The sequence below is a fragment of the Nocardioides cynanchi genome (assembly GCF_008761635.1).
Lineage (GTDB): Bacteria > Actinomycetota > Actinomycetes > Propionibacteriales > Nocardioidaceae > Nocardioides > Nocardioides cynanchi.
In genome coordinates, this window is sequence record NZ_CP044344.1 from 2,635,891 (window position 1) to 2,661,032 (window position 25,142).

27 protein-coding genes are annotated in these 25,142 nt (G+C 72.0%); 10 read left to right on the top strand and 17 right to left on the bottom strand.

The window, feature by feature from the left end; translation table 11 throughout:
- Window positions 1-94: 94 nt before the first annotated feature.
- Window positions 95-1,291 (top strand): DUF5667 domain-containing protein, encoded by a 1,197-nt coding sequence (locus tag E3N83_RS12700; protein WP_151083597.1) that lies wholly within the window; start codon window positions 95-97, stop codon window positions 1,289-1,291.
- A 24-nt stretch (window positions 1,292-1,315) separates the two neighbouring features.
- On the opposite strand, the gene E3N83_RS12705 is transcribed toward E3N83_RS12700, so the two are convergent.
- From E3N83_RS12705 to E3N83_RS12725, 5 genes are all read right to left on the bottom strand, one after another.
- Window positions 1,316-2,437: a lysophospholipid acyltransferase family protein gene (locus E3N83_RS12705; RefSeq protein WP_151083598.1), complete on the bottom strand. Its 1,122-nt coding sequence runs from the start codon at window positions 2,435-2,437 to the stop codon at window positions 1,316-1,318.
- Window positions 2,430-3,470, bottom strand: coding sequence for an SDR family oxidoreductase (locus E3N83_RS12710; RefSeq protein ID WP_151083599.1), 1,041 nt, complete (start codon window positions 3,468-3,470; stop codon window positions 2,430-2,432). Before E3N83_RS12710 ends, E3N83_RS12705 begins: the two co-directional genes overlap by 8 nt.
- 30 nt (window positions 3,471-3,500) lie before the next feature.
- Entirely contained in the window at window positions 3,501-3,602 is a 102-nt protein-coding gene (locus E3N83_RS12715) for a 30S ribosomal protein bS22 (RefSeq protein WP_008356322.1), read from the bottom strand.
- 130 nt (window positions 3,603-3,732) lie between these two features.
- Window positions 3,733-3,915, bottom strand: a complete 183-nt coding sequence (locus tag E3N83_RS12720) for a helix-turn-helix domain-containing protein (RefSeq protein WP_272950259.1) — start codon at window positions 3,913-3,915, stop codon at window positions 3,733-3,735.
- 199 nt (window positions 3,916-4,114) lie between these two features.
- Complete coding sequence (locus tag E3N83_RS12725) at window positions 4,115-5,299, bottom strand: acetoin utilization protein AcuC (RefSeq protein ID WP_151083601.1); 1,185 nt, start codon at window positions 5,297-5,299, stop codon at window positions 4,115-4,117.
- A 217-nt stretch (window positions 5,300-5,516) separates the two neighbouring features.
- Here E3N83_RS12725 and trpS point away from each other — a divergent pair, with 217 nt between their 5' ends.
- Entirely contained in the window at window positions 5,517-6,479 is a 963-nt protein-coding gene (trpS, locus tag E3N83_RS12730) for a tryptophan--tRNA ligase (RefSeq protein ID WP_151083602.1), read from the top strand.
- 150 nt (window positions 6,480-6,629) lie between these two features.
- Here trpS and proC read toward each other — a convergent pair whose 3' ends face one another.
- Both proC and E3N83_RS12740 read right to left on the bottom strand, forming a co-directional pair.
- A complete protein-coding gene (gene proC, locus E3N83_RS12735; RefSeq protein WP_151083603.1) occupies window positions 6,630-7,445 on the bottom strand; it encodes a pyrroline-5-carboxylate reductase in 816 nt (271 codons plus the stop codon).
- 17 nt (window positions 7,446-7,462) lie between these two features.
- The gene (locus E3N83_RS12740; protein ID WP_238342885.1) at window positions 7,463-8,398 is read right to left on the bottom strand and encodes a proline dehydrogenase family protein; all 936 of its coding nucleotides are present in this window, start codon (window positions 8,396-8,398) and stop codon (window positions 7,463-7,465) included.
- Between the two features lie 92 nt (window positions 8,399-8,490).
- On the opposite strand from E3N83_RS12740, the gene E3N83_RS12745 reads away from it, so the two are divergent.
- The gene (locus E3N83_RS12745; protein WP_151083604.1) at window positions 8,491-9,282 is read left to right on the top strand and encodes a MerR family transcriptional regulator; all 792 of its coding nucleotides are present in this window, start codon (window positions 8,491-8,493) and stop codon (window positions 9,280-9,282) included.
- Between the two features lie 25 nt (window positions 9,283-9,307).
- Here the strand turns inward: E3N83_RS12745 and E3N83_RS12750 are convergent, their stop codons facing one another.
- The 5 genes from E3N83_RS12750 to E3N83_RS12770 are packed head-to-tail and all read right to left on the bottom strand — an operon-like array spanning window position 9,308 to window position 13,137.
- A complete protein-coding gene (locus E3N83_RS12750; protein ID WP_151083605.1) occupies window positions 9,308-10,045 on the bottom strand; it encodes an ABC transporter permease in 738 nt (245 codons plus the stop codon).
- Window positions 10,042-10,767 (bottom strand): ABC transporter ATP-binding protein, encoded by a 726-nt coding sequence (locus tag E3N83_RS12755; protein ID WP_191907795.1) that lies wholly within the window; start codon window positions 10,765-10,767, stop codon window positions 10,042-10,044. Before E3N83_RS12755 ends, E3N83_RS12750 begins: the two co-directional genes overlap by 4 nt.
- Before the next feature lie 60 nt (window positions 10,768-10,827).
- A complete protein-coding gene (locus E3N83_RS12760) occupies window positions 10,828-11,367 on the bottom strand; it encodes a TetR/AcrR family transcriptional regulator (RefSeq protein WP_238342886.1) in 540 nt (179 codons plus the stop codon).
- Between the two features lie 53 nt (window positions 11,368-11,420).
- Window positions 11,421-12,200, bottom strand: a complete 780-nt coding sequence (locus tag E3N83_RS12765) for a sugar phosphate isomerase/epimerase family protein (RefSeq protein ID WP_151085230.1) — start codon at window positions 12,198-12,200, stop codon at window positions 11,421-11,423.
- A 7-nt stretch (window positions 12,201-12,207) separates the two neighbouring features.
- Window positions 12,208-13,137: a Ppx/GppA family phosphatase gene (locus E3N83_RS12770; protein WP_151083607.1), complete on the bottom strand. Its 930-nt coding sequence runs from the start codon at window positions 13,135-13,137 to the stop codon at window positions 12,208-12,210.
- A 43-nt stretch (window positions 13,138-13,180) separates the two neighbouring features.
- Here E3N83_RS12770 and E3N83_RS12775 point away from each other — a divergent pair, with 43 nt between their 5' ends.
- From E3N83_RS12775 to E3N83_RS12785, 3 genes are all read left to right on the top strand, one after another.
- Complete coding sequence (locus E3N83_RS12775) at window positions 13,181-13,942, top strand: DUF3109 family protein (protein ID WP_151083608.1); 762 nt, start codon at window positions 13,181-13,183, stop codon at window positions 13,940-13,942.
- Between the two features lie 93 nt (window positions 13,943-14,035).
- Entirely contained in the window at window positions 14,036-14,674 is a 639-nt protein-coding gene (locus tag E3N83_RS12780; RefSeq protein WP_151083609.1) for a VOC family protein, read from the top strand.
- Between the two features lie 26 nt (window positions 14,675-14,700).
- Entirely contained in the window at window positions 14,701-15,375 is a 675-nt protein-coding gene (locus E3N83_RS12785) for a class I SAM-dependent methyltransferase (protein WP_238342888.1), read from the top strand.
- 4 nt (window positions 15,376-15,379) lie between these two features.
- On the opposite strand, the gene E3N83_RS12790 is transcribed toward E3N83_RS12785, so the two are convergent.
- Window positions 15,380-16,411 (bottom strand): LacI family DNA-binding transcriptional regulator, encoded by a 1,032-nt coding sequence (locus E3N83_RS12790; RefSeq protein WP_151083610.1) that lies wholly within the window; start codon window positions 16,409-16,411, stop codon window positions 15,380-15,382.
- 171 nt (window positions 16,412-16,582) lie between these two features.
- Between E3N83_RS12790 and radA the strand changes: the two genes are divergently transcribed.
- Window positions 16,583-17,995 carry a DNA repair protein RadA gene (gene radA / locus E3N83_RS12795; protein ID WP_151083611.1) on the top strand — a complete coding sequence of 471 codons (1,413 nt, stop codon included), beginning with the start codon at window positions 16,583-16,585 and terminating at the stop codon, window positions 17,993-17,995.
- Window positions 17,996-18,062: 67 nt separating this feature from the next.
- Window positions 18,063-19,115, top strand: a complete 1,053-nt coding sequence (gene disA / locus E3N83_RS12800; RefSeq protein ID WP_151085234.1) for a DNA integrity scanning diadenylate cyclase DisA — start codon at window positions 18,063-18,065, stop codon at window positions 19,113-19,115.
- A 23-nt stretch (window positions 19,116-19,138) separates the two neighbouring features.
- On the opposite strand, the gene E3N83_RS12805 is transcribed toward disA, so the two are convergent.
- Entirely contained in the window at window positions 19,139-19,888 is a 750-nt protein-coding gene (locus E3N83_RS12805) for a hypothetical protein (protein WP_151083612.1), read from the bottom strand.
- A 68-nt stretch (window positions 19,889-19,956) separates the two neighbouring features.
- Between E3N83_RS12805 and E3N83_RS12810 the strand changes: the two genes are divergently transcribed.
- Window positions 19,957-20,823 carry an HhH-GPD family protein gene (locus tag E3N83_RS12810; RefSeq protein ID WP_151083613.1) on the top strand — a complete coding sequence of 289 codons (867 nt, stop codon included), beginning with the start codon at window positions 19,957-19,959 and terminating at the stop codon, window positions 20,821-20,823.
- Window positions 20,824-20,851: 28 nt separating this feature from the next.
- On the opposite strand, the gene E3N83_RS12815 is transcribed toward E3N83_RS12810, so the two are convergent.
- The gene (locus E3N83_RS12815) at window positions 20,852-21,409 is read right to left on the bottom strand and encodes a TetR/AcrR family transcriptional regulator (protein ID WP_238342889.1); all 558 of its coding nucleotides are present in this window, start codon (window positions 21,407-21,409) and stop codon (window positions 20,852-20,854) included.
- A 96-nt stretch (window positions 21,410-21,505) separates the two neighbouring features.
- Between E3N83_RS12815 and E3N83_RS12820 the strand changes: the two genes are divergently transcribed.
- Entirely contained in the window at window positions 21,506-21,832 is a 327-nt protein-coding gene (locus E3N83_RS12820) for a DMT family transporter (RefSeq protein ID WP_151083615.1), read from the top strand.
- A 97-nt stretch (window positions 21,833-21,929) separates the two neighbouring features.
- On the opposite strand, the gene E3N83_RS12825 is transcribed toward E3N83_RS12820, so the two are convergent.
- Both E3N83_RS12825 and E3N83_RS12830 read right to left on the bottom strand, forming a co-directional pair.
- Window positions 21,930-24,518: an ATP-dependent Clp protease ATP-binding subunit gene (locus E3N83_RS12825; protein ID WP_151083616.1), complete on the bottom strand. Its 2,589-nt coding sequence runs from the start codon at window positions 24,516-24,518 to the stop codon at window positions 21,930-21,932.
- A gap of 262 nt (window positions 24,519-24,780) precedes the next feature.
- On the bottom strand, window positions 24,781-25,107 hold the full coding sequence (locus E3N83_RS12830; RefSeq protein WP_151083617.1) for a histone-like nucleoid-structuring protein Lsr2: 327 nt from the start codon (window positions 25,105-25,107) through the stop codon (window positions 24,781-24,783).
- Window positions 25,108-25,142 lie beyond the last annotated feature (35 nt).

The window sequence follows — 25,142 nt, forward strand, 5'->3', positions numbered from 1 at the left end:
CCACCCCTCGGGGCGTAACCACACCCCGCCACCCGTCGTTGATCCGGTCGTCCGGCACCCGCCGCGACACCGTTGACCAGGCAGGACGGTTCACGTGATCACGGCACGGCGCGCCCGGGAGTTCCACGAGCTGGTCGAGGGTGACTCGACCAGCCGTGCCGCGTCGTACGCCGATCTGCTGGCCGTCGTCGGCGGGCTGCGGGCGACCCCCGCGGCGGTCGCCGACCCGGCGTTCGTCGCCGCCCTCCGCGACCGCCTGATCACCGAGGCCGAGACCGTGCTCGCGGCCGCGGCCGCCGACCAGGCCCACCGCGACGAGCGCCTGCGCCTGTCGCCCAGCAAGCCGCAGGTCCGTCGACGCAACCGCCGGCTGGCGGCGGCCATCAGCGGGGTCGTGCTCGTGGGCGGCTCCGCCACCGTGGCGATCGCCTCGCAGTCGGCGCTGCCGGGCGACGGTCTCTACCCGATCAAGCGCGGCATCGAGAACGCCCAGGCCGGGCTCACCTTCGACCGGGCGGCCCGCGGCCAGGTGCTCCTCGACAGCGCCTCGACCCGGCTCGACGAGGCCACCGCGCTGAGCCGGAGCGACGCCGACCCGTCCCTCATCGACGACGCGCTCACGGCGTTCAGCACGCAGGCCGCGACCGGGTCCGACCTGCTCGTGCAGGACTACCAGACGTCCGGCCACGAGTCCTCGATCACCGCGGTCCGGACCTTCACCGCCGACAGCATGGCCCGGCTGCGCGACCTCCAGACACTGGTGCCGGCCGGCTCGCTGCCCTCGCTGCTGCAGGCGGCGCAGGCGCTCGACCAGGTGCAGTCGGTCGCGACCCACACCTGCCCGACCTGCTCGGGTCCGTCGGCGGCCGCTGTCCCCACGGTGCTGGCGGAGGCCACGCGGGCCGCCACCGGCCCCTGGGTCACCGGCAGCAGCGGCGGCCCGAACGGCCCTCACCACCACTCCCCGGGCACCCCTCCGTCCGGGCCGCACCTGCCTCACGTCGGCGGCAACCTCCCGCCCGGGAGCGTCACGCAGCCGCCGCCGATCGGCAACCAGACCGACATCGCCACCAGCACCGACGTGCAGCACACCCTGCACGACCTGACCGGCGGCCTCACCGCAGGCACCTCCGACCCCCTCGGGTCCACGGTCGCCGACACCACCGGCAACGTGCTCGACGCGGTGGGCCAGGTGGGCAACACCGTCACCGGAGCGATCGGTGACACGGTCGGCGGGCTCGCCAGCGCGCTGCCGTCGGACGTCACCAGCAACCTCCCGCAGCTGCCCTGACCCGGCCCCGCGGACGTCGGTGCGTCAGCGCCAGACGGAGGTACGCCGTCCGAGCAGCTCGTAGAGCGACTGCTGGATCGTCTCGCGCACCTGGTCGGTCACGTTGAAGACCAGCATCGGGTCGTCGGCTGCCCCGGCGTCGTACTCGTCGGTGCGGATCGGCTCGCCGAACTCCAGCAGCCACTTCGACGGGAGCGGGACCAGGCCGAGCGGCCCGAGCCACGGGAAGAACGGCGTCACCGGCACGTAGGGGACGCCCAGGAGCCGGGCCAGCGCGGGCACGTTCCCGACGAGCGGGTAGATCTCCTCGGCACCGACCACCGAGAGCGGCACGATCGGAACCCCGGTACGGATCGCGGCGGCCACGAAGCCACCCCGGCCGAAGCGCTGGAGCTTGTAGCGGTCGCTGAACGGCTTGCCGATCCCCTTGAAGCCCTCGGGCCAGACCCCGACCAGCTCGCCTCCGGCGAGCATCCGCTCGGCGTCCTCGTTGCAGGCCAGCGTGGCGCCGCCCTTGCGAGCCAGGCTGCTCACGACCGGCATCCGGAAGACCAGGTCGGCGCCGAGCGGCCGCAGGAAGCGGCCGGTGTGGTCGTGGATGGACAGCATCGTCATCAGCCCGTCCATGGGCAGGGTCCCGGAGTGGTTGGACACCACCAGCGCGCCGCCCTCGGCCGGCAGGTTGTCCGCGCCGCGGACCTCCACCCGGAACCACTTCTGCGCGATCGGTCGCAGCGCCGCCATCAGCAGGCGCTCGGCGACCTCGGGGTCGAAGCCGTACTCGTCGACCTCGTAGTCACCGGTCATCCGCCGCCTGAGGAACGCCAGGAACGCGGCCAGCTGCGGCTCCCAGTCGTCGCCGAGCACCTGGACGGCAGCGGACTGGAGCGCGCCCAGCCACTCGCCGGGCGAGATGCCGGCCAGGGGCGCACGGTCCGAGGTCGTGACCGGGGGCCGCCGCCCGACGAGCTCCGGCTCCGGCTCCGGCTCCGGCGCGGGCGCCGCGGTGCGGCGGGCGTTGGTACGGCGTGGCGGGGCCGCCGCGTCACCGGCCAGCGTGCGTGAGGCCCGCGACGGACGGTCGCTGCCGGTGCCCCGGCCGGGGCGGCCGCCGGTGCCGATCGGGATGACCTCGGCGTCACCCACGGCCGGCTCCGGTCGCGGTCGGCTCGGCGGCGGACCCGGTCGCGGCGGCCAGGCCGTCCACGACCCGCTCGGCGACGCCCGGGCCCTGCCCGATCGCACGGGCGAAGTCCGCGAAGGCCTCGGCGGTGGTGTAGGCGGGCTCGAAACCCAGCTCGTCGCGCATCCGGCCGGTGTCGATGCCCCGGCCGAAGGTCAGGAAGCCGAGCTGCTCGGGCGAGAAGTCGGCCATCCTCGCGGACTTCAGCAGCGCCGCGACGCCGCCCACCGCGGGGCCGGGCAGGCTCATGCTCGGCTTGCGCAGGCGGCGTACGGCCTGCGACAGCAGCATCACACCGTCACCGGCGACGTTGAAGGTGCCGGGCAGGTCGGCCTCCACCGCATGGGTGAGCACCCGCATCAGGTCGGCCTCGTGCAGGAACTGCAGGCGCGGGTCGAAGCCGAGCACCCGCGGGATCACCGGCAGCCGGAAGTACGACGTCATCGGGCTGGTCACGTGGGGCCCCAGCACGTTGGCCAGGCGCAGCGTGGTGACCCGGACGTCGGGCCGGCGCCGGGAGAACCCGCGCACGTAGCCCTCGATCTCGGCGACGTCCTTGGCGTAGCCGCTGCTCGGCACCCGGCGCGGCTCCATCGCCTCGGTGAACATCGCCGGGTCGCGGCTGCTCGCGCCGTACACCGTGGACGTCGACTTCACGATCAGCTGCGAGATGCCCGGCGCCTTCTGGCAGGCAGCCAGCAGCTGCATCGTGCCGATGACGTTGAGCTCCTTCATCGTGCCGCGGCCGCCGGCGCTGCCGGGGGTGGCGATGACGCTCATGTGGACGACGGTGTCGACGTCCTCCTTGGCGATCACCTTGGCGATCACCGGGTTGCGGATGTCCGCGCGGACGAAGGTCACGTCCCCGATGTCGTCGCGCGGAGGAACGGCGTCGACCCCGACCACGCGGTCCACTCCGGGCTCGGCAGCGAGGCAGCGCGCGAACCTGCGGCCGAGGTCTCGGGAGACCCCGGTGACCAGCACGACCTTGCCCACCAGCGCGCCCCGACCGTCCGGACTACAGCGCTACTTGCCGAGCTTGCGACGCTGCACGCGCGTCTTCTTCAACAGCTTGCGGTGCTTCTTCTTCGCCATCCGCTTGCGCCGCTTCTTGATGACTGAACCCACGAAAAACCTCTTCACCTCTGACTGGGAGTCCCGGGTACGCCGGGACGACCGGTCCAGCCTAGCCGCCGCTCACCGGCGCGAAGAATCGAGCGTCGGGGGCGGCCCCGCAGGGCACAGGAGCAGCGCTGGGTCAGCCGGCGCTGTAGAAGCTCTTGCGGAGGTACTCGTTGACGTCCTCCTCGGTCACCCGGAAGGAGCGGCCGACGCGCACGGCGGGCAGCTCACCACCGTGGACGAGGCGGTAGACGGTCATCTTCGAGACGCGCATCATGGCGGCCACCTCGGCAACCGTCAGGAACTTCACGTCGGACATGTCTCCATGCTGGGCAGGCATCGCAGGGCACCGTCTCTCTTGGCAGGCACGCACCGGCTTCCCCTCCGGTGACCCACGTCCCGCGTTCAATCGTGAGAATAGGGCCTGATGTGACACGTGGGGAAGGAAATCGCTATAGAAACCCGAGTTGTGCAAGCGTGTCGAGTTGAAATCCGGTCGAATTTTACCAACTGACCGCTCAGGGCATCGGGTCGAGGCCGTGGTACGGGAAGATCTCCTCCCGGGTGGAGTTGATGCTCCGGTCCAGCCAGGTGCCCGGGTCGTAGCCCTCGCGCCAGTCGCGGAAGCTCGGGTCGCGGCCGTCGGTGAGCCGGTGCGGGGCGCGCCGGCCGAGCCGCTCCGCGACGTGCTCGCGCCACGCGTCGGGGGTGGCCGTGTCCGGCTCGAGCGGCCGACCGCCGACCACCGCGAGGAGGTGGGTCCAGGCACGCGGCACCACCTCGACCAGCGCGTAGCCGCCGCCCCCGGTGACCACCCAGCGGCCCCCGCACACCTCGTGGGCCAGGTCGTGCAGCGCGAGGTACGACGCGCGCTGGCCGTCGACGCTGAGCATCAGGTCGGCGAGCGGGTCGTCGCGATGGCTGTCGCAGCCGTGCTGGGTGACCAGGATCTCGGGCTGGAACTCGCGCAGCAGTGGCGGGACCACCGCGTGGAACGCCCGCAGCCACCCGGCGTCCGCCGTACCGGGTGGCAGGGCGACGTTGACCGCGCTGCCGAGGGCGTCGGGGCCCCCGTTGTCCCGGGGGAAGCCGGTGCCGGGGAAGAGGGTCTGGCCGGTCTCGTGCAGCGAGATCGTGAGCACCCGCGGGTCGTCGTAGAAGAGCTTCTCCACACCGTCACCGTGGTGGACGTCGACGTCGACGTAGGCGACCCGGGTGGCGCCGTTGGCCAGCAGCCAGGTGATCCCGACCGCGACGTCGTTGTAGATGCAGAACCCGCTGGCCCGCTCGCGCATCGCGTGGTGGAGGCCGCCGGTGATGTTGGCGCTGTGCAGCGACTCACCGCTCCACACCTGGCGGAAGGCCTCGACCGTCGCGCCGACCACGTGGGAGGCCGCGCGGTGCATGTCGCGGAAGACCGGGTTGTCGTCGGAGCCGAGGCCGTGCGACGGCGCGAAGCCGTCGGGGTCGGCGCCGGCCCGGATCACGGCCTCGATCAGGGCGGGATCGTGCACGGTGGCGATCAGGTCGTCGCCGGCCATCGGCGCCGGCACGGTGCGCAGGTGGTCCAGGACGCCCAGGTCGCCGGCCAGCCGCATCGTCAGGTCGACCCGCACCGGCGACATCGGGTGGCTGGGGCCGAAGTCGTACTCGGTCAGCGTCTGGTCGAAGACCACGGTCGCCGGACCCGGGCACACTGGCATGACCCGGAGGCTATCGGTATCCTCGCTCCGTGCTCACGTGCCAGAAGTCCAACTGGTGGCCCGCCTGACGGCGGACCCCGATCGAGCACGCACGCGTGACCTCGTCCCACGGCCGCCCACGGGCGGCCGTTCCTCGTTCTCGCCGGTCTCGGTGGTCGAGCAGAGTCGAGGCCATTCCGCCCCTGGGGGACCACACCTCACACCCAGGAGCACCACCATGGACCGCAGCCTCTCCCTGATCACGCCCACCGGGCACCTCACCCTCGGCAACCTCCTCGGCGCCCTGCGCGGGATGGTGGCCGCCCAGGACGCCGGCGACTGCTTCTTCGGGATCTCCGACCTGCACGCGATGACCACCGGGCACGAGCCCGCCTCGCTGCGGGCCGCGGTCGCCGAGGTCTCGACCCTGTTCCTGGCGGCCGGGCTCGACCCGGCGCGGGCCACGCTGTTCCGGCAGAGCCAGGTGCCCGCGCACCGCGAGCTGACCTACCTCCTGGAGTGCACGGCGTACACCGGTGAGCTGAACCGGATGATCCAGTTCAAGGAGAAGGGCCGCGGCGTGGCGTCGACCCGCGCCTCGCTCTACACCTACCCGGTGCTGATGGCCGCCGACATCCTGCTCTACCGGCCGTCGTCGGTGCCGGTCGGCGACGACCAGCGCCAGCACGTCGAGCTGACCCGCGACCTGGCGATCCGCTTCAACTCGACCTACGGGCCGGTGTTCACGGTGCCGGAGGTGACGCTGCCGCGCGCCGGCGCGCGGGTGATGGACCTCCAGTCGCCCGGGTCGAAGATGTCGAAGTCCGCCGTGGCCGACGCGGGCGTGATCCGGCTGCTCGACCCCCCGGACGTCGTACGCCGGAAGGTGGCGCGCGCGGTGACCGACTCCGACACCGGCCCTGACGCCGTACGCGCTGCGGGCGACAAGCCCGGGGTGACCAACCTGCTCGACATCCTGACCGCCTGCGGCGGCTCCGCGGACGGCCTGACGACCTACGGCGCCCTGAAGTCGGCGGTGACCGAGGCCGTCGTCGCGGTGCTCGAGCCGCTCCAGAAGGCGTACACCGAGCTCGCCGCCGACCCGGCGTACGTCGCCTCGGTCTTCGCCGCCGGCTCCGCCCGCTGCCGCGACGTCACCGCCCCCGTCCTCGCCGCCGCCGACGCCGCGGTGGGGCTGTAGGGGGCAGCAGCTTTCACCGGTTCACCGGGGAAACCTGAGGTTCTCGGCCGAAATATCGCCTGAGAACGCCAGGTTTCGGCCGAGAACCCCCCGCCGGGCAGCGACCGCGAGCCGGAGTGGACGGCCCCAGAAGAGCGGTGCGACCGGGGGTCAGGAGCCCTCGGCGAGCTCGGCCGAGCGGTCGCGAGCGGCCTCGAGGGCGGCCAGGAACGCCGCCCGCACCTTGTGGATCTCCAGCTCTCGCAGGGCGGCGGCGGTGGTGCCGGCCGGGGAGGTCACCTGCTCGCGCAGGACGACGGGGTGGGCGCCGGTCTCGCGCAGCATCTTGGCGGAGCCGACGACGGTCTGGACGACGAGCTCGGTGGCGGTGGCCCGCGGCAGTCCGAGGTGGACGCCGGCCTCGATCATCGCCTCGACCACGAAGAAGATGTACGCCGGCCCGGTGCCGGAGATCGCGGTGACCGCGTCCATCTGGCGCTCGGCGATCCGCAGCACCCGCCCGGTGGAGGCGAGGAGCTCCTCGACCACGGCCAGGTGGTCGTCGTCACAGTGGGAGCCCGGCGCGATCGCGGCCATGCCCTCGTCGACCAGCGCCGGGGTGTTGGGCATGACGCGGACGACGGCGACCCCGTCGGGCAGCCGCGACTCGAGGAACGCCGTGGTGATCCCGGCCGCCATCGAGACGACCAGCTGACCGGGCCGCACCTCGGGGCCGATCTCGTCGAGCAGGCCACCCATGTCCTGGGGCTTGACCACGAGCACGAGCGTCTCGGCCAGCTTGGTGGCGTCGAGGTTGGAGACCACCGAGACCGAGTAGCGCTCGACGAGCTCACTGGCCCGGTCGGGCCGCTTCTCCCCCACCAGCAGCGAGTCGACCGGCCGCCCGGCACGGAGCATCCCCGACAGCAGGGCCTCGCCCATCACGCCCGCGCCGAGGATCGCGGTGACCTGCGGCGTCGTGGACATGGCTCCGGCCTTTGCTGCTACTGCTTGCTGATCAGGGACCTGAGGAAGAATGTCAGGTTCTGCGGTCGCTCAGCCAGACGTCTCATGAGGTAGCCGTACCACTCGGTGCCGTAGGGCACGTAGACCCGCATGCTCTCGCCGGCCTCGGCCAGCCGCAGTTGCTCGTCGGGACGGATGCCGTAGAGCATCTGGAACTCGTAGCTCGCCGCCTCTCGTCCGTAGCGGCTGGCCAGCGACGACGCGATCCGGATCATCCGCGGGTCGTGGGTGGCGATCATCGGGTAACCCTGACCCGACAGCAGCACCTTCAGGCAGCGCACGTAGGACTTGTCGACGTCGAGGCGGCTCTGGAAGGCGACCTCGTCGGGCTCGTCGTACGCGCCCTTGCAGAGCCGCACCCGCGAGCCTTCGTAGGACAGCGCCCGGCAGTCTGACTCGGTGCGGTGGAGGTAGGCCTGGAGGACCGCCCCGGTCTCCGGGAAGTCCTTGCGCAGCTCGCGCAGGGTGGCGAGCGTGGCGTCGGTGGTGGTGTGGTCCTCCATGTCGATGGTGACCGTCGTGCCGGCGTTGCGGGCCGCCCGGCAGATGGTGCGGGCGTTCTCGAGCGCGATCTTGTGGCCGTACTGCGGCAGCGCCTGCCCGATCGCCGACAGCTTGACCGAGACCTCGGCGTGCCGGGTGAGCCCCCGGGCTGCCAGCGAGCTCAGGAGGTCGAGATAGGCCTGCACCGTGGCGTCGGCCTGGTCGGCGTCGAGGGTGTCCTCGCCGAGGTAGTCGAGGGTCACCCGCAGGTGGTCGTCGACCAGCCCGGCGGTGGCCTCGACCGCGTCCTGCGTGTCCTCGCCGGGCACGTAGCCGCGGACGATCCCGGCGGAGACCGGCATCGTGGTGACGAGCCTCTTGACCTGGTCGCTCCGGGCGAGCAGGAGCAGCGGTTGGCGGAGCAACGACATGCACCAACCGTACGCCGCGCAAGGCGATCATTGACCGCCACCCGGCAGATGCTTGACCCTCACACCGTGTCAGGCGATGGGCTGGTCGGGTCATGTTGAGTATCGGAGACTTCGCACGGTACGCCGGGGTGTCGGTCCGGATGCTGCGTCACTACGACGCGATCGGCCTGCTCGCCCCGTCGTACGTCGACCCCGCGTCGGGCTACCGGTTCTACGAGCCGGTCCAGCTCGACAGGGCCCACACGATCGTCGCGCTGCGCGACCTCGGCTTCTCCCTCGCCCAGATCGGGACGCTGCTCCAGGGCAGCCCCACCGCGCTGGCCCTGCAGGCGATGCTCGAGCAGCGCCGCCGCGAGCTCGAGGAGCAGATCGGGCACGACCTCGCCCGGCTGGCCGACGTCGAGCGGCGCCTCCGGTTGATGGAAGGAGAAGGCACCATGGAGCTGGAGTTCATCGAGAAGCCGCTGCCCGCGCTCACCCTGGCGCAGGTGACCGGGCACGTGAAGGACGTGAGCGACGTCGGGACCCGGATCGGCCCGATGTTCGAGGAGCTGGTCCGCCGCATCGAGGAGGCCGGTGAGCAGCCGTCCCACCCCGGCATCGCGTGGTACTCCGGTGAGGGCGAGGGGCTCAGCATGGGCGCGGGGTTCGAGCGCCCGGGCGTGCCCGGCACCGAGACCGGGGAGCTCGGGGCAGTGCCACGTGCGCTGACGGCGGTCTACCGCGGCTCGATGGCCCACATCGGCGAGGCCTGGCAGGAGCTCGGCAACCACGTCGAGCACCTCGGCCTGACCTTCTCCGGGCCGTGCCGCGAGGTCTACCTGCACACCGACCCCGACGACCCGGACGCCTGGATCACCGAGCTCCAGCAACCCGTCGCCTGACCCCGCCGGTCGTCGTATCTCCGGGTCAGGGGGTACGACGCCGCAGGGTCGCCGCGCCTCCGGCGAGCGCGGCCAGGGCGAAGCCCGCAACGATCGCGAGGTCGCGCCACACGTCGCCGGTGGCGGTGCTGCTGACGAGCCCCTGCATGGCGTCGGTGGCGTAGGAGAGCGGCAGCACGTCGCTGATCGTGTGCAGCACGCCGGGCAGCGCCGGGCGCGGCACGAAGAGCCCGCACAGCAGGATCTGGGGGATCACGAAGAGCGGCATGAACTGCACGGCCTGGAACTCCGTCTGGGCGAAGGCGCTGACGAACAGCCCGAGCGCCGTACCGAGCACGGCGTCGGCGACCGCGACGAGCCCGAGCAGCCACACGTGGCCGGTCACCTGGAGCCCGAGCGGGCCGGTGCTGAGCGTCACCGCCAGCGCGGCCTGGACGGTCGCGACCAGGCCGAACGCGAGCGCGTAGCCGCCCAGGAACTCGAGCTTGCCCATCGGCATCGCGAGCAGCCGCTCCAGCGTGCCCGAGCTGCGCTCGCGCAGCGTGGTCACCGAGGTCACCAGGAACATCACGATGAAGGGGAAGATCGCCAGCAGGCCGGGGCCGAAGCGGTCGAAGAGCGAGCCCGGCATGTCGCGGAACATCCACCACAACAAGGTGATCAGGACGCACGGCAGGACGAGCAGCATCGCCGCGGTACGCCGGTCGCGACGCAGCTGGGTGAGCACCCGTGCGGTGACCGCCAGGAGGATCGAGACGTTCACGACGCCCTCCTCTCCGCGGCGTCCACCAAAGCCAGGAACGCGCTCTCCATGTCGTCGGTGTGCGTGGTCTCGAGGATCCGGGCGGGGGTGTCGTCGGCGATGATCCGGCCGCGCCGCATCAGCAGGAGCCGGTCGCAGCGCTCAGCCTCGTCCATCACGTGGCTCGACACGAACACGGCGGCGCCGTCGTCGGCCAACCGGTGGAACAGCGTCCACAGCTCACGGCGCAGGACGGGGTCGAGGCCCACCGTGGGCTCGTCCAGCACGAGCACGTCGGGCGTCCCGAGCAACGCGACGGCAAGGCTCGCCCGCGACAGCTGGCCGCCGCTCAGCCGTCCGACCACCTGGTCGGCGTGGTCGGCCAGGTCCACCCGCTCGATCGCCTCGGTCACCGAGGCGCGGTCGGCGCCGAGCACGCGGGCGAAGAACAGGAGGTTCTCGCGGACCGTGAGGTCCGCGTAGATGCTCGGAGCCTGGGTGACGTAGCCGATCCGGTGGCGAAGCGCCTTGCTGCCGGCCTCGACCCCGTCGATGGTCACGCTGCCCGACCGCACCTGCTGCACCCCGACCAGCGACCGCATCAGGGTGCTCTTGCCGCAGCCGCTGGGCCCGAGCAGGCCGGTGACCGTGCCTCGCGCGATGCTCAGGTCGAGCCCGTCCAGGACCCGTCGAGCACCGCGCACCACCACCAGCGCCCGGATCTCCACCGCGTTATTCATCATGTGTTGAATTGTTCTCCCGCGTTGCCGGTACGTCAACGGGCCGAACGTCCCGGCTCGGGCTCAGGGGAGATCTCCGGTGAGGTAGCGCTGGACGGTCGGGGCGTACGCCGCGACGAGGGCGTCGGCCGGCATCGAGGCGATCGGCTCCAGCTCCAGGACGTAGCGGCTCAGGATGATGCCGAGCATCTGACTGGCCACCAGCGACATCCGCAGCTCGGGCCGGTCGAGGGCCAGCGCCCGGCCCACGGGGAGCAGCACCACCGGCAGGAAGCCGTCGCGCATCAGGTGGCCCGCGGTCGGGTCCAACAGGGTGCGGGCGAGCGCGACGAACACCGGAGTGTTGGCCGGGTCGTCCCAGACCCCGATGAACACGCGCAGCACCCGCTCGCCGGCGCCGTCGGCCCCGTCGGCCAAGGCAGGGGCGATTGCCACGCGCGGGTCGACGGGGAGCTCGAGCGCGGCGACGAACAGGTCGTCCTTGGTGCCGAAGTAGTGGTGGACCAGGGCCGCGTCGACCCCGGCCAGCGCAGCGATGCCGCGGATCGTCGTACCGGCGAAGCCCTTGTCGGCGAACGACGTGCGGGCCGCGGCCAGGATCACGGCACGGGTGTCGGGCGCTCCTGGTCGTCGACCTCGAGGCGCGGAGCCGACGCTCACGACGAGGTCACGAAGTGCTCGCGAGCGAACTCCAGCGACTCCCTCAGGTCGGCCTCGCGCTCCTCACGGTTGCCGGCCCGACGGGTGTTGATCTCCAGCACGATGTGGCCGTCGAACCCCTGCCCGGCCAGGTGCCGCAGGAAGCCTGCGGCGTCCATGGCACCGCGGCCGGGGACGAGGTGCTCGTCCTTCGCCGAGCCGGACCCGTCGGTCAGGTGCACGTGCCGCAGCCGCGCTCCGAGCCGCTGGGCCATCTCGACCACGGGCGACCCCGCGATGGCCGCGTGCGAGAGGTCGACCGTGGTGTTGGCGTAGTTCTCCGCCGACGGGTCCCAGCCCGGCACGTAGACCTCGACGCCACGACGTGCCGAGGCGCGCCACGGATACATGTTCTCGACCGCGAACGCGATGCCGGTCGACTCCTCCAGGGCCGCGATGCCGTTGACGAAGCCGGCGGCGTAGTCCCGCTGCCACCGGAACGGCGGGTGCACGACGACCACGTCCGCGCCGACCGCGTGCGCCATCTCGGCGGACCGCTCGAGCTTGCCCCAGGGGTCGGTGCCCCAGACCCGCTGGGTGAACAGCAGGCAGGGCGAGTGGATCGCGCAGACCTTGAGACCGTGGTGGTCGGAGAGCTGCTTGACCGCCGAGGTCTGCTGGCTGAGCGCGTCGATCCCGACCATCACCTCGACCGCGTCGTAGCCCAGCGACGACGCGTAGGCGAACGCGTGCGCGCTCGACTCGGGGTAGACCGACGCGGTGGAGAGGGCGATCAGCGCCACGTCAGGTCGCCGCGATCTGGTCGAGCCGCTCGAGGATGACGCCTTCCCGCAGCGCCCAGGGGCAGATCTGGAGCGCCTCCAGGCCGAAGATGTCCATCACGGCCTCGGCCACCAGTGCGCCGGGGACGATCTGGTGGGTCCGGCTCGGAGAGACGCCGGGCAGCTCCGCGAGGTCGTCGGCGGACATGTCGACCAGCTTGGGGATCCACTTCTGGAGGTCGCGCTGCGAGAGCACCCGCTCGACCAGCGGCCCCTCGTCGGACGAGGCGGCCCCGCAGATGCGGGCCAGCGAGCGGAACGTCTTCGACGTCGCTGCCGCCATGTCCGGCGTCCCGCCCCGGAGCAGGTGGCCGGCGTCGCGGGCGATGTCGGCCCGGATCTTCTTGCGCAGCTCGCGCAGGCCCTTCTCGCCGGGGTTGCCGTCGCGGAAGTGCTCGCGGGCCAGCCGGGCGGCCCCGATCGGCAGCGACCACGCGACATCCGGCTCCTCGTCGGCGCCACCGGCGATCTCCAGGGAACCGCCACCGATGTCGAAGACGGCGAGCCGTCCGGCGGACCAGCCGAACCAGCGTCGTACGGCGAGGAAGGTGAGCCGGGCCTCGTCCTCGCCGGGCAGGACCGCGATCCGGACCCCGGTCTCGTCGGCCACGTGGTCCAGCACGGCGTCGCAGTTGTCGGCGTCGCGTACCGCCGAGGTGGCGAAGCCCAGCATGTCCTGGGCGCCCTTGTCCTCGGCGACCACGACCGCGTCGGCGACGAACTTGGTCAGGGCCTTGATCCCGCCCTTGCTGACCTCACCCTCCTCGAGGTGTTCGGCGAGGCGCAGCGGCTCCTTGTGGGAGTACGCCGGGAGCGGTGCCGCACCGCGGTGGGCATCCACCACCAGGAGGTGGCCGGTGTTGGAGCCGATGTCGAGGACGCCGAGGCGCATGGGTCGAATCTAGCGGCACCCCGGGCGCCCGTAGGCTGGCGCGGTGCCCGAAGTCGACCTGGTGTTCCCCCGTGCCTACGTGGAGTTCCCCGACCCGGCCGAGCCCGGACAGGTGTTCCGCTGCGACCTGACCTGGCTGACCTCGCGCTACACCTGCATCTTCGGCCAGGGCTGCCGGGGCATCTACGCCGACGCCCCCGACACCGGCTGCTGCACCCTCGGCGCGCACTTCGCGGACAAGGACGACGAGCGCCGGGTCGCGTCGTTCGTCGCCGAGCTCACACCGGAGCAGTGGCAGTTCCGACCGCAGGGGAAGGTCCGCAAGGCCGACTGGGTCGAGACCGACGACGAGGGCGCACGCAAGACGTTGGTCGTCGAGCACGACGGGCAGTCGGCGTGCGTCTTCCACAACCGCGCGGACTTCGGCACCGGCGCCGGCTGCGCCCTGCACGGACTGGCCCTCCAGCAGGGTCGCAACCCGCTGGAGACCAAGCCCGACGTGTGCTGGCAGCTGCCGATCCGGCGCACCTTCCGCACCGTCGAGCGGCCCGACGAGACGTCGTACTCCGAGGTCACGATCGGCGAGTACGACCGGCGGGGCTGGGGCCCCGGAGGCCACGACCTCGACTGGTACTGCTCGGGCAACACCGAGGCGCACGTGGGCCGCGACGCCCTCTACGTGACCAACGAGCCCGAGCTGGTCGAGCTCATGGGCCGCCCGGCGTACGACGTGCTGGTCACCCATTGCGAGGCCCATCTGGCCGCCCGGCGACCCCTGGCCCTGCACCCGGCCGACCCCCGCTAGGGGGAATCCCCGCATCCCCGCGACCTATCTCGATGTCAAGAAAACCCGACCCCCGTGTCCGATCCGGCGGACGCGTTGGCGCAGAATGCGGGCATGCGCCTGGACCACCTCTCCTACGCCGCCGGCCCTGACGGACTCGCCGGGACCGCCGAGCGCATCGGCAAGCTGCTCGGGCGTCAGTTCGTCGACGGTGGTGTCCACCCCCGCTTCGGGACCCGCAACCGCGTGCTGCCGCTGGCCGGCCACACCTACCTCGAGGTGGTCGAGGTGCTCGACCACCCGGCCTCCGACAAGGCCCCCTTCGGCCAGGCCGTCCGGGCCCGGTCCGCGGCCGGTGGCGGCTGGCTGGGCTGGGTCGTCGCCGTCGACGACATCACCAAGGTGGAGAAGCGGCTCGGTCGCGAGGCCGCCCCGGGCAACCGGCACCGCCCCGACGGCACCGAGCTGAAGTGGAAGCAGATCGGCATCAACGGCCTGATCTCCGACCCCCAGCTGCCGTTCTTCATCCAGTGGGAGAGCCCCGACGAGCTGCACCCGTCGGCGGGCGCCGACGGGGAGTACTCCCTGGCCTGCCTGGAGATCGCGGGCGACCCGCACCGCGTCAGCGAGTGGCTGGGCCACACCGTCGAGGCTCCGCTGGAGGACGTCAAGGTCGAGTGGGTCGCCCCGCACGGCACCCCCGGCATCATCGCCGCCCAGTTCCAGACCCCGCACGGCCTGGTCCGGGTCTGACGCCCCCGCCACCGATCCCCGGGGCCGTGCCCAGCCCCAACATCTGGGAGCACCCGGCCACCTACGAGCTGGAGAACCACGCGGTCGACCGCGAGGGTCGGCTCGAGGCGGCGATGCGGTCGCTGGCCGACTGGCACGGGCGGGTGGTGCTCGACCTCGGGTGCGGCAGCGGTTTCCACCTGCCGCGGTTCGCCGCCTCGGCGTCGCACGTGTACGGCGTGGAGCCGCATCCCGGGCTGGTGCGCCTGGCCGCACGTCGTACCCGGTCCCTGGGGAACGTGTCGGTGCTCGCGGGGACCGCCCAGGAGGTGCCGCTGCCGGACCACTCGGTGGACGTGGTCCATGCCCGCTGGGCCTACTTCTTCGGGCCCGGCTGCGAGCCCGGGCTGGCCGAGCTCGACCGCGTCGCACGACGTGGGGGCACGGCGTTCGTGATCGACAACGACGCGACCCGGTCGACGTTCGGAGCCTGGTTCCGACTCGGCTACCCGCAGGTCGACCCGGTGGCCGTGGAGCGCTTCTGGTCGACCCGGGGCTGGCGTCGGACGCCGGTGGACGTCGGGTGGAGCTTCGACAGCCGGGCCGACCTCGAGGCGGTGGTCCGGATCGAGTTCACCCCCGCGACGGCCGAGCAGATCCTGGCCGGGCACGAGGGCACCACCGTCGACTACGCGGTCAACCTCTGGTCGAGGGACTTCTGAGCGGTCAGCCGGAGCTGCCACGCACGGCGAGCGTGGGGGCCAGCAGCACGCCCGGCCCGGTGACCGGCGGCGTGGAGAGCAGGCCTTCCAGCGCCTGGACGATCTCGACCGCCACCTGCTCCAGCGGCTGCCGGACCGAGGTGATCCCGCCCGGCACGACCTGGGCGACCTGCGAGTCGTCGAAGCCGACCACGGCGATGTCGGGACCCCAGGCGAGGCCGCGGTCGCCGAGGGTGTGCAGCACACCCATGGCCAGGGTGTCGGAGGCGCAGACGAACGCGGTCGGCCGCGCCTCGTCGAGGAGCACGGCCGCGGCCTCGCGCCCGCTGGCCACGGTGTCCTCGACCCGGGAGGCCAGCCCGGTGGTGGGCAGGTCGCGGGCGTGCAGGGCGCGGGTCCATCCGGCGCGCCGGTCCTCGCCGATGAAGGAGTCCTTGCGCCAGCCGATCCAGGCGATCCGGGTGTGGCCCTTGTCGAGGAGGTGGTTGGTGGCCAGCTCGGTGCCGGCGGCGCCGTCGACGTCGACCCAGGCGTGGGTGGCCTCGGGGTTGTCCCACGGTCGGCCGAACGCGACGAACGGCGCCCGGTGGTCGGTCAGCCAGGCGACCTGCGGGTTGCCGAGGTAGGTGTCGGTGACGATGAACGCGTCGACGGCGGTCGAGCGCAGCAGGTCGTCGTACCCCCCGATCGGGTCGTCGTTGGTGCCGGCGAAGAGCAGCAGGTGGTAGCCGCTCTCACCGGTGTGCTCGACCAGCGTGTGCACGAAGCGGTCCATCGCGGCGTTCGCGGTGCCCTCCTGCGCGGAGTTGAACTTCATCCCGATCAGGTGCGTGGCGCGGGTGCGCAGGTTGCGGGCGGCGCGGTTGGGCAGGTAGCCGAGCTCGGAGATCGCCTCCTGCACGCGGGCCAGGGTGTCGGGGCGCAGGAGCTCGGGGTTGTTGACGGCGTTGGAGACGGTCTGCCGCGAGACCCCCGCCAGCTCGGCGACGTCGGCGAGGGTCGGCGGACTCAGCGCGACGCGTCCCGACCAGGCCATCGTGGTCCCCCTCTTGATCGATCCAACGGTGAGGATAGCGTCCGTGATCCCCCGGGCCGACCGGCACACCCATCGGGGGGTACGGCGTGCCGGCCACTCCCCGGACCCTCCCGGCGGCGCGCCGCGACCGCCGGGCCGGCCCTGTCGGCGGCGCCGTCTAGCGTTCGCCCCATGTCCAAGACCGTCCGGCCCTCCTATCTCTGCTCCGAGTGCGGCTGGGCGTCCCCCCAGTGGGTCGGGCGGTGCGGCGAGTGCCAGGCGTGGGGCTCGGTGGCCGAGTCGGCGGCGGCCCGGCCGCAGCGGGCCGAGGCGGGGCCGGTCAGCAGCGCCGCGGTGCCGATCGCCCAGGTCTCGGTCCATTCGTCGGCGTTCCGCAGCAGCGGGGTGCCCGAGCTCGACCGGGTGCTCGGGGGCGGGCTGGTGCCCGGCGCGGCGATCCTGCTGGCCGGCGAGCCGGGGGTCGGCAAGAGCACCCTGCTGCTCGAGGTGGCCGCGCAGACCGCGCGCTACCAGCGCCGCACCCTCTACGTCACCGGCGAGGAGTCCGCCTCCCAGGTGCGGCTGCGCGCCGACCGCACCGGCGGGGTCCACGACGAGCTCTACCTCGCGGCCGAGACCGACCTCGGCGCGATCCTCACCCACGTCGAGCAGGTGCGGCCCGAGGTGCTGGTCGTCGACTCGATCCAGACCATCGGGGCCGCGAGCCTGGACGGCGTGCCCGGCGGGGTCACCCAGGTCAAGGAGGTCGCGGCCGCCCTGATCCGGGTCGCCAAGACCCGCAACATCACCACGATCATCGTCGGCCACGTCACCAAGGACGGCTCGATCGCCGGTCCGCGGGTGCTCGAGCACGTCGTGGACGTCGTGCTCCACTTCGAGGGCGATCGCAACTCGCGCTTCCGGATGGTCCGGGCGATGAAGAACCGCTTCGGCCCGATCGACGAGGTCGGCTGCTTCGACCTGGGCTCCGACGGCATCACCGCCGTCACCGACCCCACCGGTCTGTTCGTGGAAAACCACGAGCACCGCGTCCCGGGCACCTGCGTCGCGGTCACCATGGAGGGGCGGCGGCCGATGCTGGCCGAGGTCCAGGCCCTGGTCACCACCAGCTCGCTGGAGCGACCCCGACGCACCACGTCGGGCCTCGACTCGGCCCGCGTGGCCATGGTGCTCGCGGTCCTCCAGCAGCACTGCGGCATCGCGCTCCACGCCCGCGACGTGTTCGCCTCGACCGTCGGCGGTGCTCGGCTGACCGAGCCGGCCAGCGACCTCGCGATCGCGATCGCCCTCGCCTCGGCCGGCACCGGCGCTTCGCCGCCCCGAGGTGTCGTGGCGCTGGGCGAGATCAGCCTGGCCGGCGAGGTGCGCAAGGTGCGCGACCTGCCGCAGCGGGTCAGCGAGGCGGCGCGGCTGGGGTTCCGGCTGGCGGTGGTGCCCACCTCGTCCACCCGGGGTGCCCCGGCGGCCGAGCGCCGTACCGTCGACGGCCTGACCGTGCTGGAGACCGGCGACCTCGCCGGCGCCCTGCGGCTGCTCGGGCTGACCCGGAGCGGCAGCCGGGCCACGGGTGACCCTCTAGACTGACGCCACGGCCTGGGCCGTGGACTGACAAAGGGGAACGCCCGTGGCTGGCATCGCACCGACCGACGAGATGTTGCGCCTGCGCGCCACCTTGTCGGCGATCGCGCCCGGCACCGCGCTGCGCGACGGGCTGGAGCGGATCCTGCGCGGGCGCACCGGCGCCCTGATCGTGCTCGGCTCCGACCGGCTGGTCGACTCGATCTGCACCGGAGGGTTCACCCTCGACGTGCCGTTCACCGCCACCGGCCTGCGCGAGCTGGCCAAGATGGACGGCGCGATCATCATCGACCGCGACATCACCAAGATCACCCGGGCCGCGGTCCACCTGATGCCCGACCCGTCGATCCACACCGACGAGACCGGCACCCGCCACCGCACCGCCGACCGGGTGGCCCGACAGACCGGCATCCCGGTGATCTCGGTGTCCCAGTCGATGCAGATCATCGCCGCCTACGTCGGCGAGAGCCGCCACGTCATCGAGGGGTCCGCGCAGATCCTGTCGCGCGCCAACCAGGCCCTGGCCACGCTCGAGCGCTACAAGCTCCGGCTCGACGAGGTCTCGGCGACCCTCTCGGCCTTGGAGATCGAGGACCTCGTGACCGTCCGCGACGTCGCCGTGGTCGCGCAGCGGCTGGAGATGGTGACCCGGATCGCCAGCGAGATCGAGGACTACGTGCTCGAGCTCGGCACCGACGGCCGGTTGCTCTCCCTCCAGCTCGAGGAGCTGGTGACCGGCGTCGACCAGGAGCGCGAGCTCGTGGTCCGCGACTACCTCCCCTCCGGACGACGCTCCAAGGGCCCCGAGGCCACCCTGGCCCGGATCGAGGCCCTGTCGGCCACCGACCTGGTCGACCCCGCGGCCGCCTCCCGCGCGCTGGGGCTGGGCGACCACCTCGACGGCGCCGTCGCTCCCCGCGGCTACCGCCTGCTGGCCAAGGTGCCGCGCCTGCCACCGGCGGTGGTCGAGCGGCTGGTGGACCACTTCGACACCCTCCAGAAGCTGCTCTCGGCCGGGGTGGACGACCTCCAGGCCGTCGAGGGGGTCGGCGAGCTGCGCGCCCGCAGCGTGCGCGAGGGTCTCTCACGGCTCGCGGAGTCGTCGATCCTCGAGCGCTACGTCTGACCCGTGGGCGGGGCGCGACGCCGTCAGTCGATGACGGTCGTGTGCTTCTTGTGGTGCCGGTGGTGACGGTGCCGGTGTGGGTGGACGGTCTTGGTCACCTCGGGCGGCAACGGCGCCACCAGGGTGAAGGTGACGTCCTGCGGCTGACCGGCCAGCGCCGCGACGTGCAGGTGGTAGGTGCCGAGCTTGGCCCAGTCGGTGACCGCCGGGCATCCCGGCTCCGAGCGGCGGGCGTTCCAGGTCAGCTCCACCCGGGTCGGGACGTTGTTGCGCAGCACCAGGCTCTCGGTGGGGATCACCTTGGCGCACTGCACGGTCGTCCAGATCAGGTCCGGCCCCGAGGTGATCTTTAGGGCCAGGGACTTGCCCGAGAGGGTCCAGTCGCAGGCGGGAGAGGTGATCGTCGAGATGTCGAGCACCAGCGTGATGTCGCTGCCGGCGATCGGCTGCGGCACCGAGGGGGTGATCGCCACGTCGTTGTCGGCGCAGGGCCCCGAGGGCATCGCCACCGGGCTGGCACTGACGCTCGCCCGCGACCTGGACCGGTGATGGTGGCGGTGGCGCGCGTGAGCAGTCGTCGCCGAGGGAGCCGCACTGCCCTTAGTCGAGGTGTCGGAGACCTGGGCCGCCCGGTCCGGGCCGGACGAGCCGTCGCTGCTGCCGCCGAGCAGCCGGGCGATGCCCACGACGAGCAGCAGCGCGGTGCCCAGCACCATCAGCCGGCGCGCCCAGTAGACGCGGGCCGGGAGCCGCCCACGCGTCGTACCGGTCATGCCGGCCACGCTAGTTCGCCTCCCGGGCCGACCACGGTTGCCACGCGGGCCGCCCCTACGATCGCCGGGTGAGCGAGCTGCACGACCCCCTGCTCCGGTGGTACGACGAGCACGCCCGCGACCTTCCCTGGCGCCGTACCAGCGCGTCCGCCTGGTCGGTGATGGTCTCGGAGTTCATGCTGCAGCAGACACCGGTGAGCCGGGTGCTGCCCGTGCACGGGCTCTGGCTCGAGCGGTGGCCCACGCCCGACGCCCTGGCCGCGGAGCCGGTCGGCGAGGCGATCCGGGCCTGGGGTCGGCTCGGCTACCCGCGTCGCGCTGTCCGCCTGCACGCCGCCGCCTCCGCGATCACCGAGCGCCACGGCGGCCGGGTCCCCGACAGCTACGACGACCTGCTGGCACTTCCCGGTGTGGGCGACTACACCGCCTCGGCGATCCTGGCGTTCGCGTTCGGGCGCCGCCGGGCGGTGCTCGACACGAACGTCCGCCGGGTGCTGGCCCGGGCCGTGGGCGGCGCGGAGCTCCCTCCCCCCACCCTCAACGCAGCCGAACGACGACGGGCCGAGGCGCTCCTGCCCGACGACGAGCCCACCGCCGCGACCTGGTCGGTGGCGGTGATGGAGCTGGGCGCCCTCGTCTGCACGGCCGCCGCCCCGCGGTGCGAGCAGTGCCCGGTGCGGGCGAGCTGCGCCTGGCACGCGACCGGCCGGCCGTCGTACGACGGACCTCCGCGCCGCGGGCAGGCCTGGGCCGGCACCGACCGTCAGTGTCGTGGCCGGCTGATGGCGCTGGCCCGGGACACCGAGGGCGTCGTCGCCGTCCACCGCCTGGAGGCGGCCTGGCCGGACCGGGACCAGCGGCTGCGCTGCCTCGACGCCCTGGTGCAGGACGGGCTGCTGGTCGCGGCCGGTGCCGGCTACGCGCTGCCCGGTTGAGCGGGCCGGACTGCCCCGGTGGCCCGGGTCACGACGGCACCCAGCGGTCGGCCACCGCGTCGGCCAGGTCGGCCACGGTGCGCCGCTGGCGAGCCGCTGAGTCGAGCGGCTGGTCCATCTGGAGGCCGACGAAGGCGGAGTCGACGAGCTCGGCGACCCGGCGCGCGTCGGCCCGGGCGAGCCCCGCGGCGACCAGGTGGCCGGCGAGCGCCGACATCCAGGCGGCGTTGGCCTCCCGGACCTCGGTGGCGTAGGGCTCGCGGCCGAACAGGCCGAGTGCGGCCGCCTCGACGTACAGCCGCTGACAGCGCTGCTGGTCGCCGCGGCTGACGGTGCGCCACAGGTCGAGCACGGCCGTCCGCAGGTCGACGGACGGAGGCAGGTCGCGGATGCCCTGCATGGAGCGGGCGTTCGACGTCCGCAGGATCGTGGTGATCAGGTCGTCCTTGTCGCGGAAGTGGTAGAGCAGCATCCGGTCGCTGGTGCCGAGCGACTCAGCCAGCGGTCGCAGGCTCAACCCGACCAGACCGTGCTCGAGGGCGTAGTCGGTCGCACCCTCAGCCAGCTCGTCACGCCGCGTCGTCACCCACACATCCTGCCGCAATCAGTTTGGTTCAGCCTGTAGCAATCGCTACACTACTGGGATGTAGCAACTGCTACAACCCAGGGAAGAGAAGGAACCATGTTCAGCCCGTTCGTCATCCTGATGGCCGCAGTCGGCATCGAGGTCGGTGCCACGTCGATCCTGCCGCGCACCCGCGGCTTCTCCGACCTGCCCTGGTCGCTGGTCGTGATGGCCGGTTACGCGATCTCGATCTGGATGCTGGCTCTCGTGGTCCGTCAGATGTCGGTGTCGGTGGCCTACGCGGTCTGGTCCGGGCTCGGGACCGCTGCCATCGCCCTGGTCGGCGTCCTCGTCCTCGGCGAGCGCCTCGACGCCGTCAAGCTTGCGGCCCTGGCGCTGATCATCGTCGGCGTGGTCGTGCTCAACCTGCACACCGCCCACTGACCAGGCGCACCGAAAAGGGTGCGGACAGGCCGCGACCCGGCACCTTCGCGTGCAGCGCGGGTGCCGGGTCGTGGTTCAGCCGGGTAAGCCCCCCGGGTCAGTCGACCGACTTCTCGACGTCGGTCGGGCCGGGCGTCTCGTCGTCGCCCTCACCGCGACCGGCCTCGCCCGCAGGCGGCTCGACCGACACGGTCTCGAAGGGCGGCAGGTCCGGCAGCACGCCGACCTTCTGCCCCGCGAAGGTGAAGGTCGCGGTGGGACCCTCGCCCTCGACGTCGACCAGCACGATCTGGCCGGGACCGACCTCGCCGTACAGCATCTTCTCGGCCAGGACGTCCTCGATCTCGCGCTGCACCGTCCGACGCAGCGGCCTGGCGCCGAGCACCGGGTCGAAGCCGCGGGTGGCCAGGAGGTTCTTGGCCGGCTGGGTCAGCTCGAGCGACATGTCGCGGTCCTTCAGGCGCAGCTCGACGGACTCGATCATGTTGTCGACCATGTGGATGATCTGCTCCTGCGACAGCGGCGGGAACACGATGATCTCGTCGACGCGGTTGAGGAACTCGGGACGGAAGTGCTGCTTGAGCTCCTCCTGCACCTTGTTCTTCATCCGGTCGTAGGAGCCGGCCACGTCGGCGCTCTGGGCGAACCCGAGGTTCTGACCCTTCGCGATGTCCTTGGTGCCGAGGTTGGTGGTCATGATGATCACGGTGTTCTTGAAGTCCACGACCCGGCCCTGGGAGTCGGTCAGGCGACCTTCCTCCAGGATCTGCAACAGGCTGTTGAAGATGTCGGGGTGGGCCTTCTCGACCTCGTCGAAGAGCACGACGCTGAACGGCTTGCGGCGCACCTTCTCGGTGAGCTGGCCGCCCTCCTCGTAGCCGACGTAGCCCGGAGGCGAGCCGAACAGCCGTGAGACCGTGTGCTTCTCGCTGTACTCGCTCATGTCGAGCTGGATCAGCGCGTCCTCGTCGCCGAAGAGGAACTCCGCGAGCGTCTTGGACAGCCACGTCTTACCGACACCGGACGGACCGGCGAAGATGAACGAGCCGCCGGGACGCTTGGGGTCCTTCAGCCCGGCCCGGGTACGACGGATGGCCCGGCTCAGCGCGGCGACAGCCTGGTCCTGGCCGATCACCCGCTTGTGGAGCTCGTCCTCCATCTTGAGCAGCCGCGTGGACTCCTCCTCGGAGAGCTTCACGATCGGGATGCCGGTCGCCACGGCGAGCACCTCGGCGATCAGCTCCTCGTCGACCTCGGCCACCTCGTCGAGGTCGCCGGCGCGCCACTGCTTCTCGCGCTCGACCTTCTGCGCGGTCAGCTGCTTCTCCTCGTCGCGCAGACGTGCGGCCGCCTCGAAGTCCTGGCCGTCGATCGCGGCCTCCTTGCGCTGACGGACGTCGGCGATCTTGTCGTCGTACTCGCGCAGATCCGCGGGCGCCGTCATCCGGCGGATCCGCAGCCTCGAGCCGGCCTCGTCGATCAGGTCGATCGCCTTGTCGGGCAGGAACCGGTCGGAGATGTAGCGGTCGGCCAGGGTGGCCGCCGCGACCAGGGCCTCATCGGTGATCGTCACCCGGTGGTGGGCCTCGTAACGGTCGCGCAGCCCCTTGAGCATCTCGATGGTGTGGGCGATCGACGGCTCGGCGACCTGGATCGGCTGGAACCGGCGCTCCAGCGCGGCGTCCTTCTCGAGGTACTTGCGGTACTCGTCCAGGGTGGTCGCGCCGATGGTCTGGAGCTCACCACGGGCCAGCATCGGCTTGAGGATGGAGGCCGCGTCGATCGCGCCCTCGGCCGCGCCGGCACCGACGAGGGTGTGGATCTCGTCGATGAACAGCACGATGTCGCCGCGGGTGCGGATCTCCTTGAGCACCTTCTTCAGGCGCTCCTCGAAGTCACCGCGATAGCGGGAGCCCGCCACCAGTGCACCGAGGTCGAGGGTGTAGATCTGCTTGTCCTTGAGCGTCTCGGGCACGTTGCCACGGACGATGTCCTGGGCCAGGCCCTGGACGATCGTGGTCTTGCCGACGCCGGGCTCACCGATCAGCACCGGGTTGTTCTTGGTGCGCCGGCTCAGGATCTGCATGACCCGCTCGATCTCTTTCTCCCGGCCGATCGCCGGGTCGAGCTTGCCGTCGCGGGCGTCCTGGGTGAGGTTCTGGCCGAACTGGTCGAGCACCAGCGAGGACGACGGGGTGTCGGCGGGTGCACCCGACGTCGCGGCCTGGGCACCGCCCTGCTCCTTGCCCTGGAAGCCGCTGAGCAACTGGATCACCTGCTGGCGTACGCGGTTGAGATCGGCGCCGAGCTTCTGCAGGACCTGGGCGGCGACGCCCTCGCCCTCACGGATCAGGCCGAGCAGGATGTGCTCGGTCCCGATGTAGGAGTGGCCGAGCTGGAGCGCCTCGCGCAGGGAGAGCTCGAGGACCTTCTTGGCCCGCGGGGTGAACGGGATGTGCCCGCTCGGGGCCTGCTGGCCCTGGCCGATGATCTCCTCGACCTGGGCGCGCACGGCCTCCAGCGAGATGTCGAGGCTCTCCAGGGCCTTCGCGGCGACACCCTCGCCCTCGTGGATCAGCCCGAGCAGGATGTGCTCGGTGCCGATGTAGTTGTGGGAGAGCATGCGGGCCTCTTCCTGGGCCAGCACGACCACCCGACGGGCTCGGTCAGTGAACCGCTCGAACATGCCTTCGCTCCTAGCACTGCGGATGATGGGGCATCCGACGAAAGAACCTGTGACACCGAATCCGGTGTCCTCTGCTCCAACTGGTCTCCCAGCCTACGTGTTCCCCCGCTCCGACACCCGTCGTCCGCTCAGAGCGAACATGCCCGAGCAGCGGCAGTCGGGGAACGAGCGTGCTGCGTGGCCGAGGGCGGGTCGAGACCCATGGATGCCGAGGGGGCCGCCCGCGGTGTGCGGACGGCCCCCTCGGATGGTCGGGTCGCGACTAGTGAGCGGCCTCGAAGGCCTCGCGCACGTCGGAGGGGATCCGGCCGCGGTCGGGCACCTTGTGACCGTTGGAGCGCGCCCAGTCGCGGATCTCCCGGGCGCTGGTGCCCACCTGGGTACGACGCTTGGCGGCCGTGGTGCGGCTGCCCCCGCCGCTGCGGCGACCGGCCGCGACGTACGGCGCCAGGGCATCGCGGAGCTTCGCGGCGTTCTTGTCGTTGAGGTCGATCTCGTAGGACCGGCCGTCGAGCCCGAAAGCCACGGTCTCGGTGGCGTCGCCGCCGTCGAGATCGTCCTCGAGCGTGATGTGCACTTTCTGAGCCATGCGGTTGCGCCTTTCCGGGGGGTGTCCGGACCCCG

What these genes read in the sequence shown, in the direction of transcription:
- E3N83_RS12745 (WP_151083604.1), top strand. Translation starts at nt 8,491, where the DNA reads ATGTTGAGTATCGGAGACTTCGCACGGTACGCCGGGGTGTCGGTCCGG.
- E3N83_RS12820 (WP_151083615.1), top strand. Translation starts at nt 21,506, where the DNA reads ATGTTCAGCCCGTTCGTCATCCTGATGGCCGCAGTCGGCATCGAGGTC.
- E3N83_RS12720 (WP_272950259.1), bottom strand. Translation starts at nt 3,915, where the DNA reads ATGTCCGACGTGAAGTTCCTGACGGTTGCCGAGGTGGCCGCCATGATG.
- trpS (WP_151083602.1), top strand. Translation starts at nt 5,517, where the DNA reads ATGGACCGCAGCCTCTCCCTGATCACGCCCACCGGGCACCTCACCCTC.
- E3N83_RS12790 (WP_151083610.1), bottom strand. Translation starts at nt 16,411, where the DNA reads ATGGCCTGGTCGGGACGCGTCGCGCTGAGTCCGCCGACCCTCGCCGAC.
- disA (WP_151085234.1), top strand. Translation starts at nt 18,063, where the DNA reads ATGTTGCGCCTGCGCGCCACCTTGTCGGCGATCGCGCCCGGCACCGCG.
- E3N83_RS12830 (WP_151083617.1), bottom strand. Translation starts at nt 25,107, where the DNA reads ATGGCTCAGAAAGTGCACATCACGCTCGAGGACGATCTCGACGGCGGC.
- E3N83_RS12725 (WP_151083601.1), bottom strand. Translation starts at nt 5,299, where the DNA reads ATGCCAGTGTGCCCGGGTCCGGCGACCGTGGTCTTCGACCAGACGCTG.
- radA (WP_151083611.1), top strand. Translation starts at nt 16,583, where the DNA reads ATGTCCAAGACCGTCCGGCCCTCCTATCTCTGCTCCGAGTGCGGCTGG.
- E3N83_RS12780 (WP_151083609.1), top strand. Translation starts at nt 14,036, where the DNA reads ATGCGCCTGGACCACCTCTCCTACGCCGCCGGCCCTGACGGACTCGCC.
- E3N83_RS12755 (WP_191907795.1), bottom strand. Translation starts at nt 10,767, where the DNA reads ATGATGAATAACGCGGTGGAGATCCGGGCGCTGGTGGTGGTGCGCGGT.
- E3N83_RS12805 (WP_151083612.1), bottom strand. Translation starts at nt 19,888, where the DNA reads ATGACCGGTACGACGCGTGGGCGGCTCCCGGCCCGCGTCTACTGGGCG.
- proC (WP_151083603.1), bottom strand. Translation starts at nt 7,445, where the DNA reads ATGTCCACGACGCCGCAGGTCACCGCGATCCTCGGCGCGGGCGTGATG.
- E3N83_RS12740 (WP_238342885.1), bottom strand. Translation starts at nt 8,398, where the DNA reads ATGTCGTTGCTCCGCCAACCGCTGCTCCTGCTCGCCCGGAGCGACCAG.
- E3N83_RS12770 (WP_151083607.1), bottom strand. Translation starts at nt 13,137, where the DNA reads ATGCGCCTCGGCGTCCTCGACATCGGCTCCAACACCGGCCACCTCCTG.
- E3N83_RS12825 (WP_151083616.1), bottom strand. Translation starts at nt 24,518, where the DNA reads ATGTTCGAGCGGTTCACTGACCGAGCCCGTCGGGTGGTCGTGCTGGCC.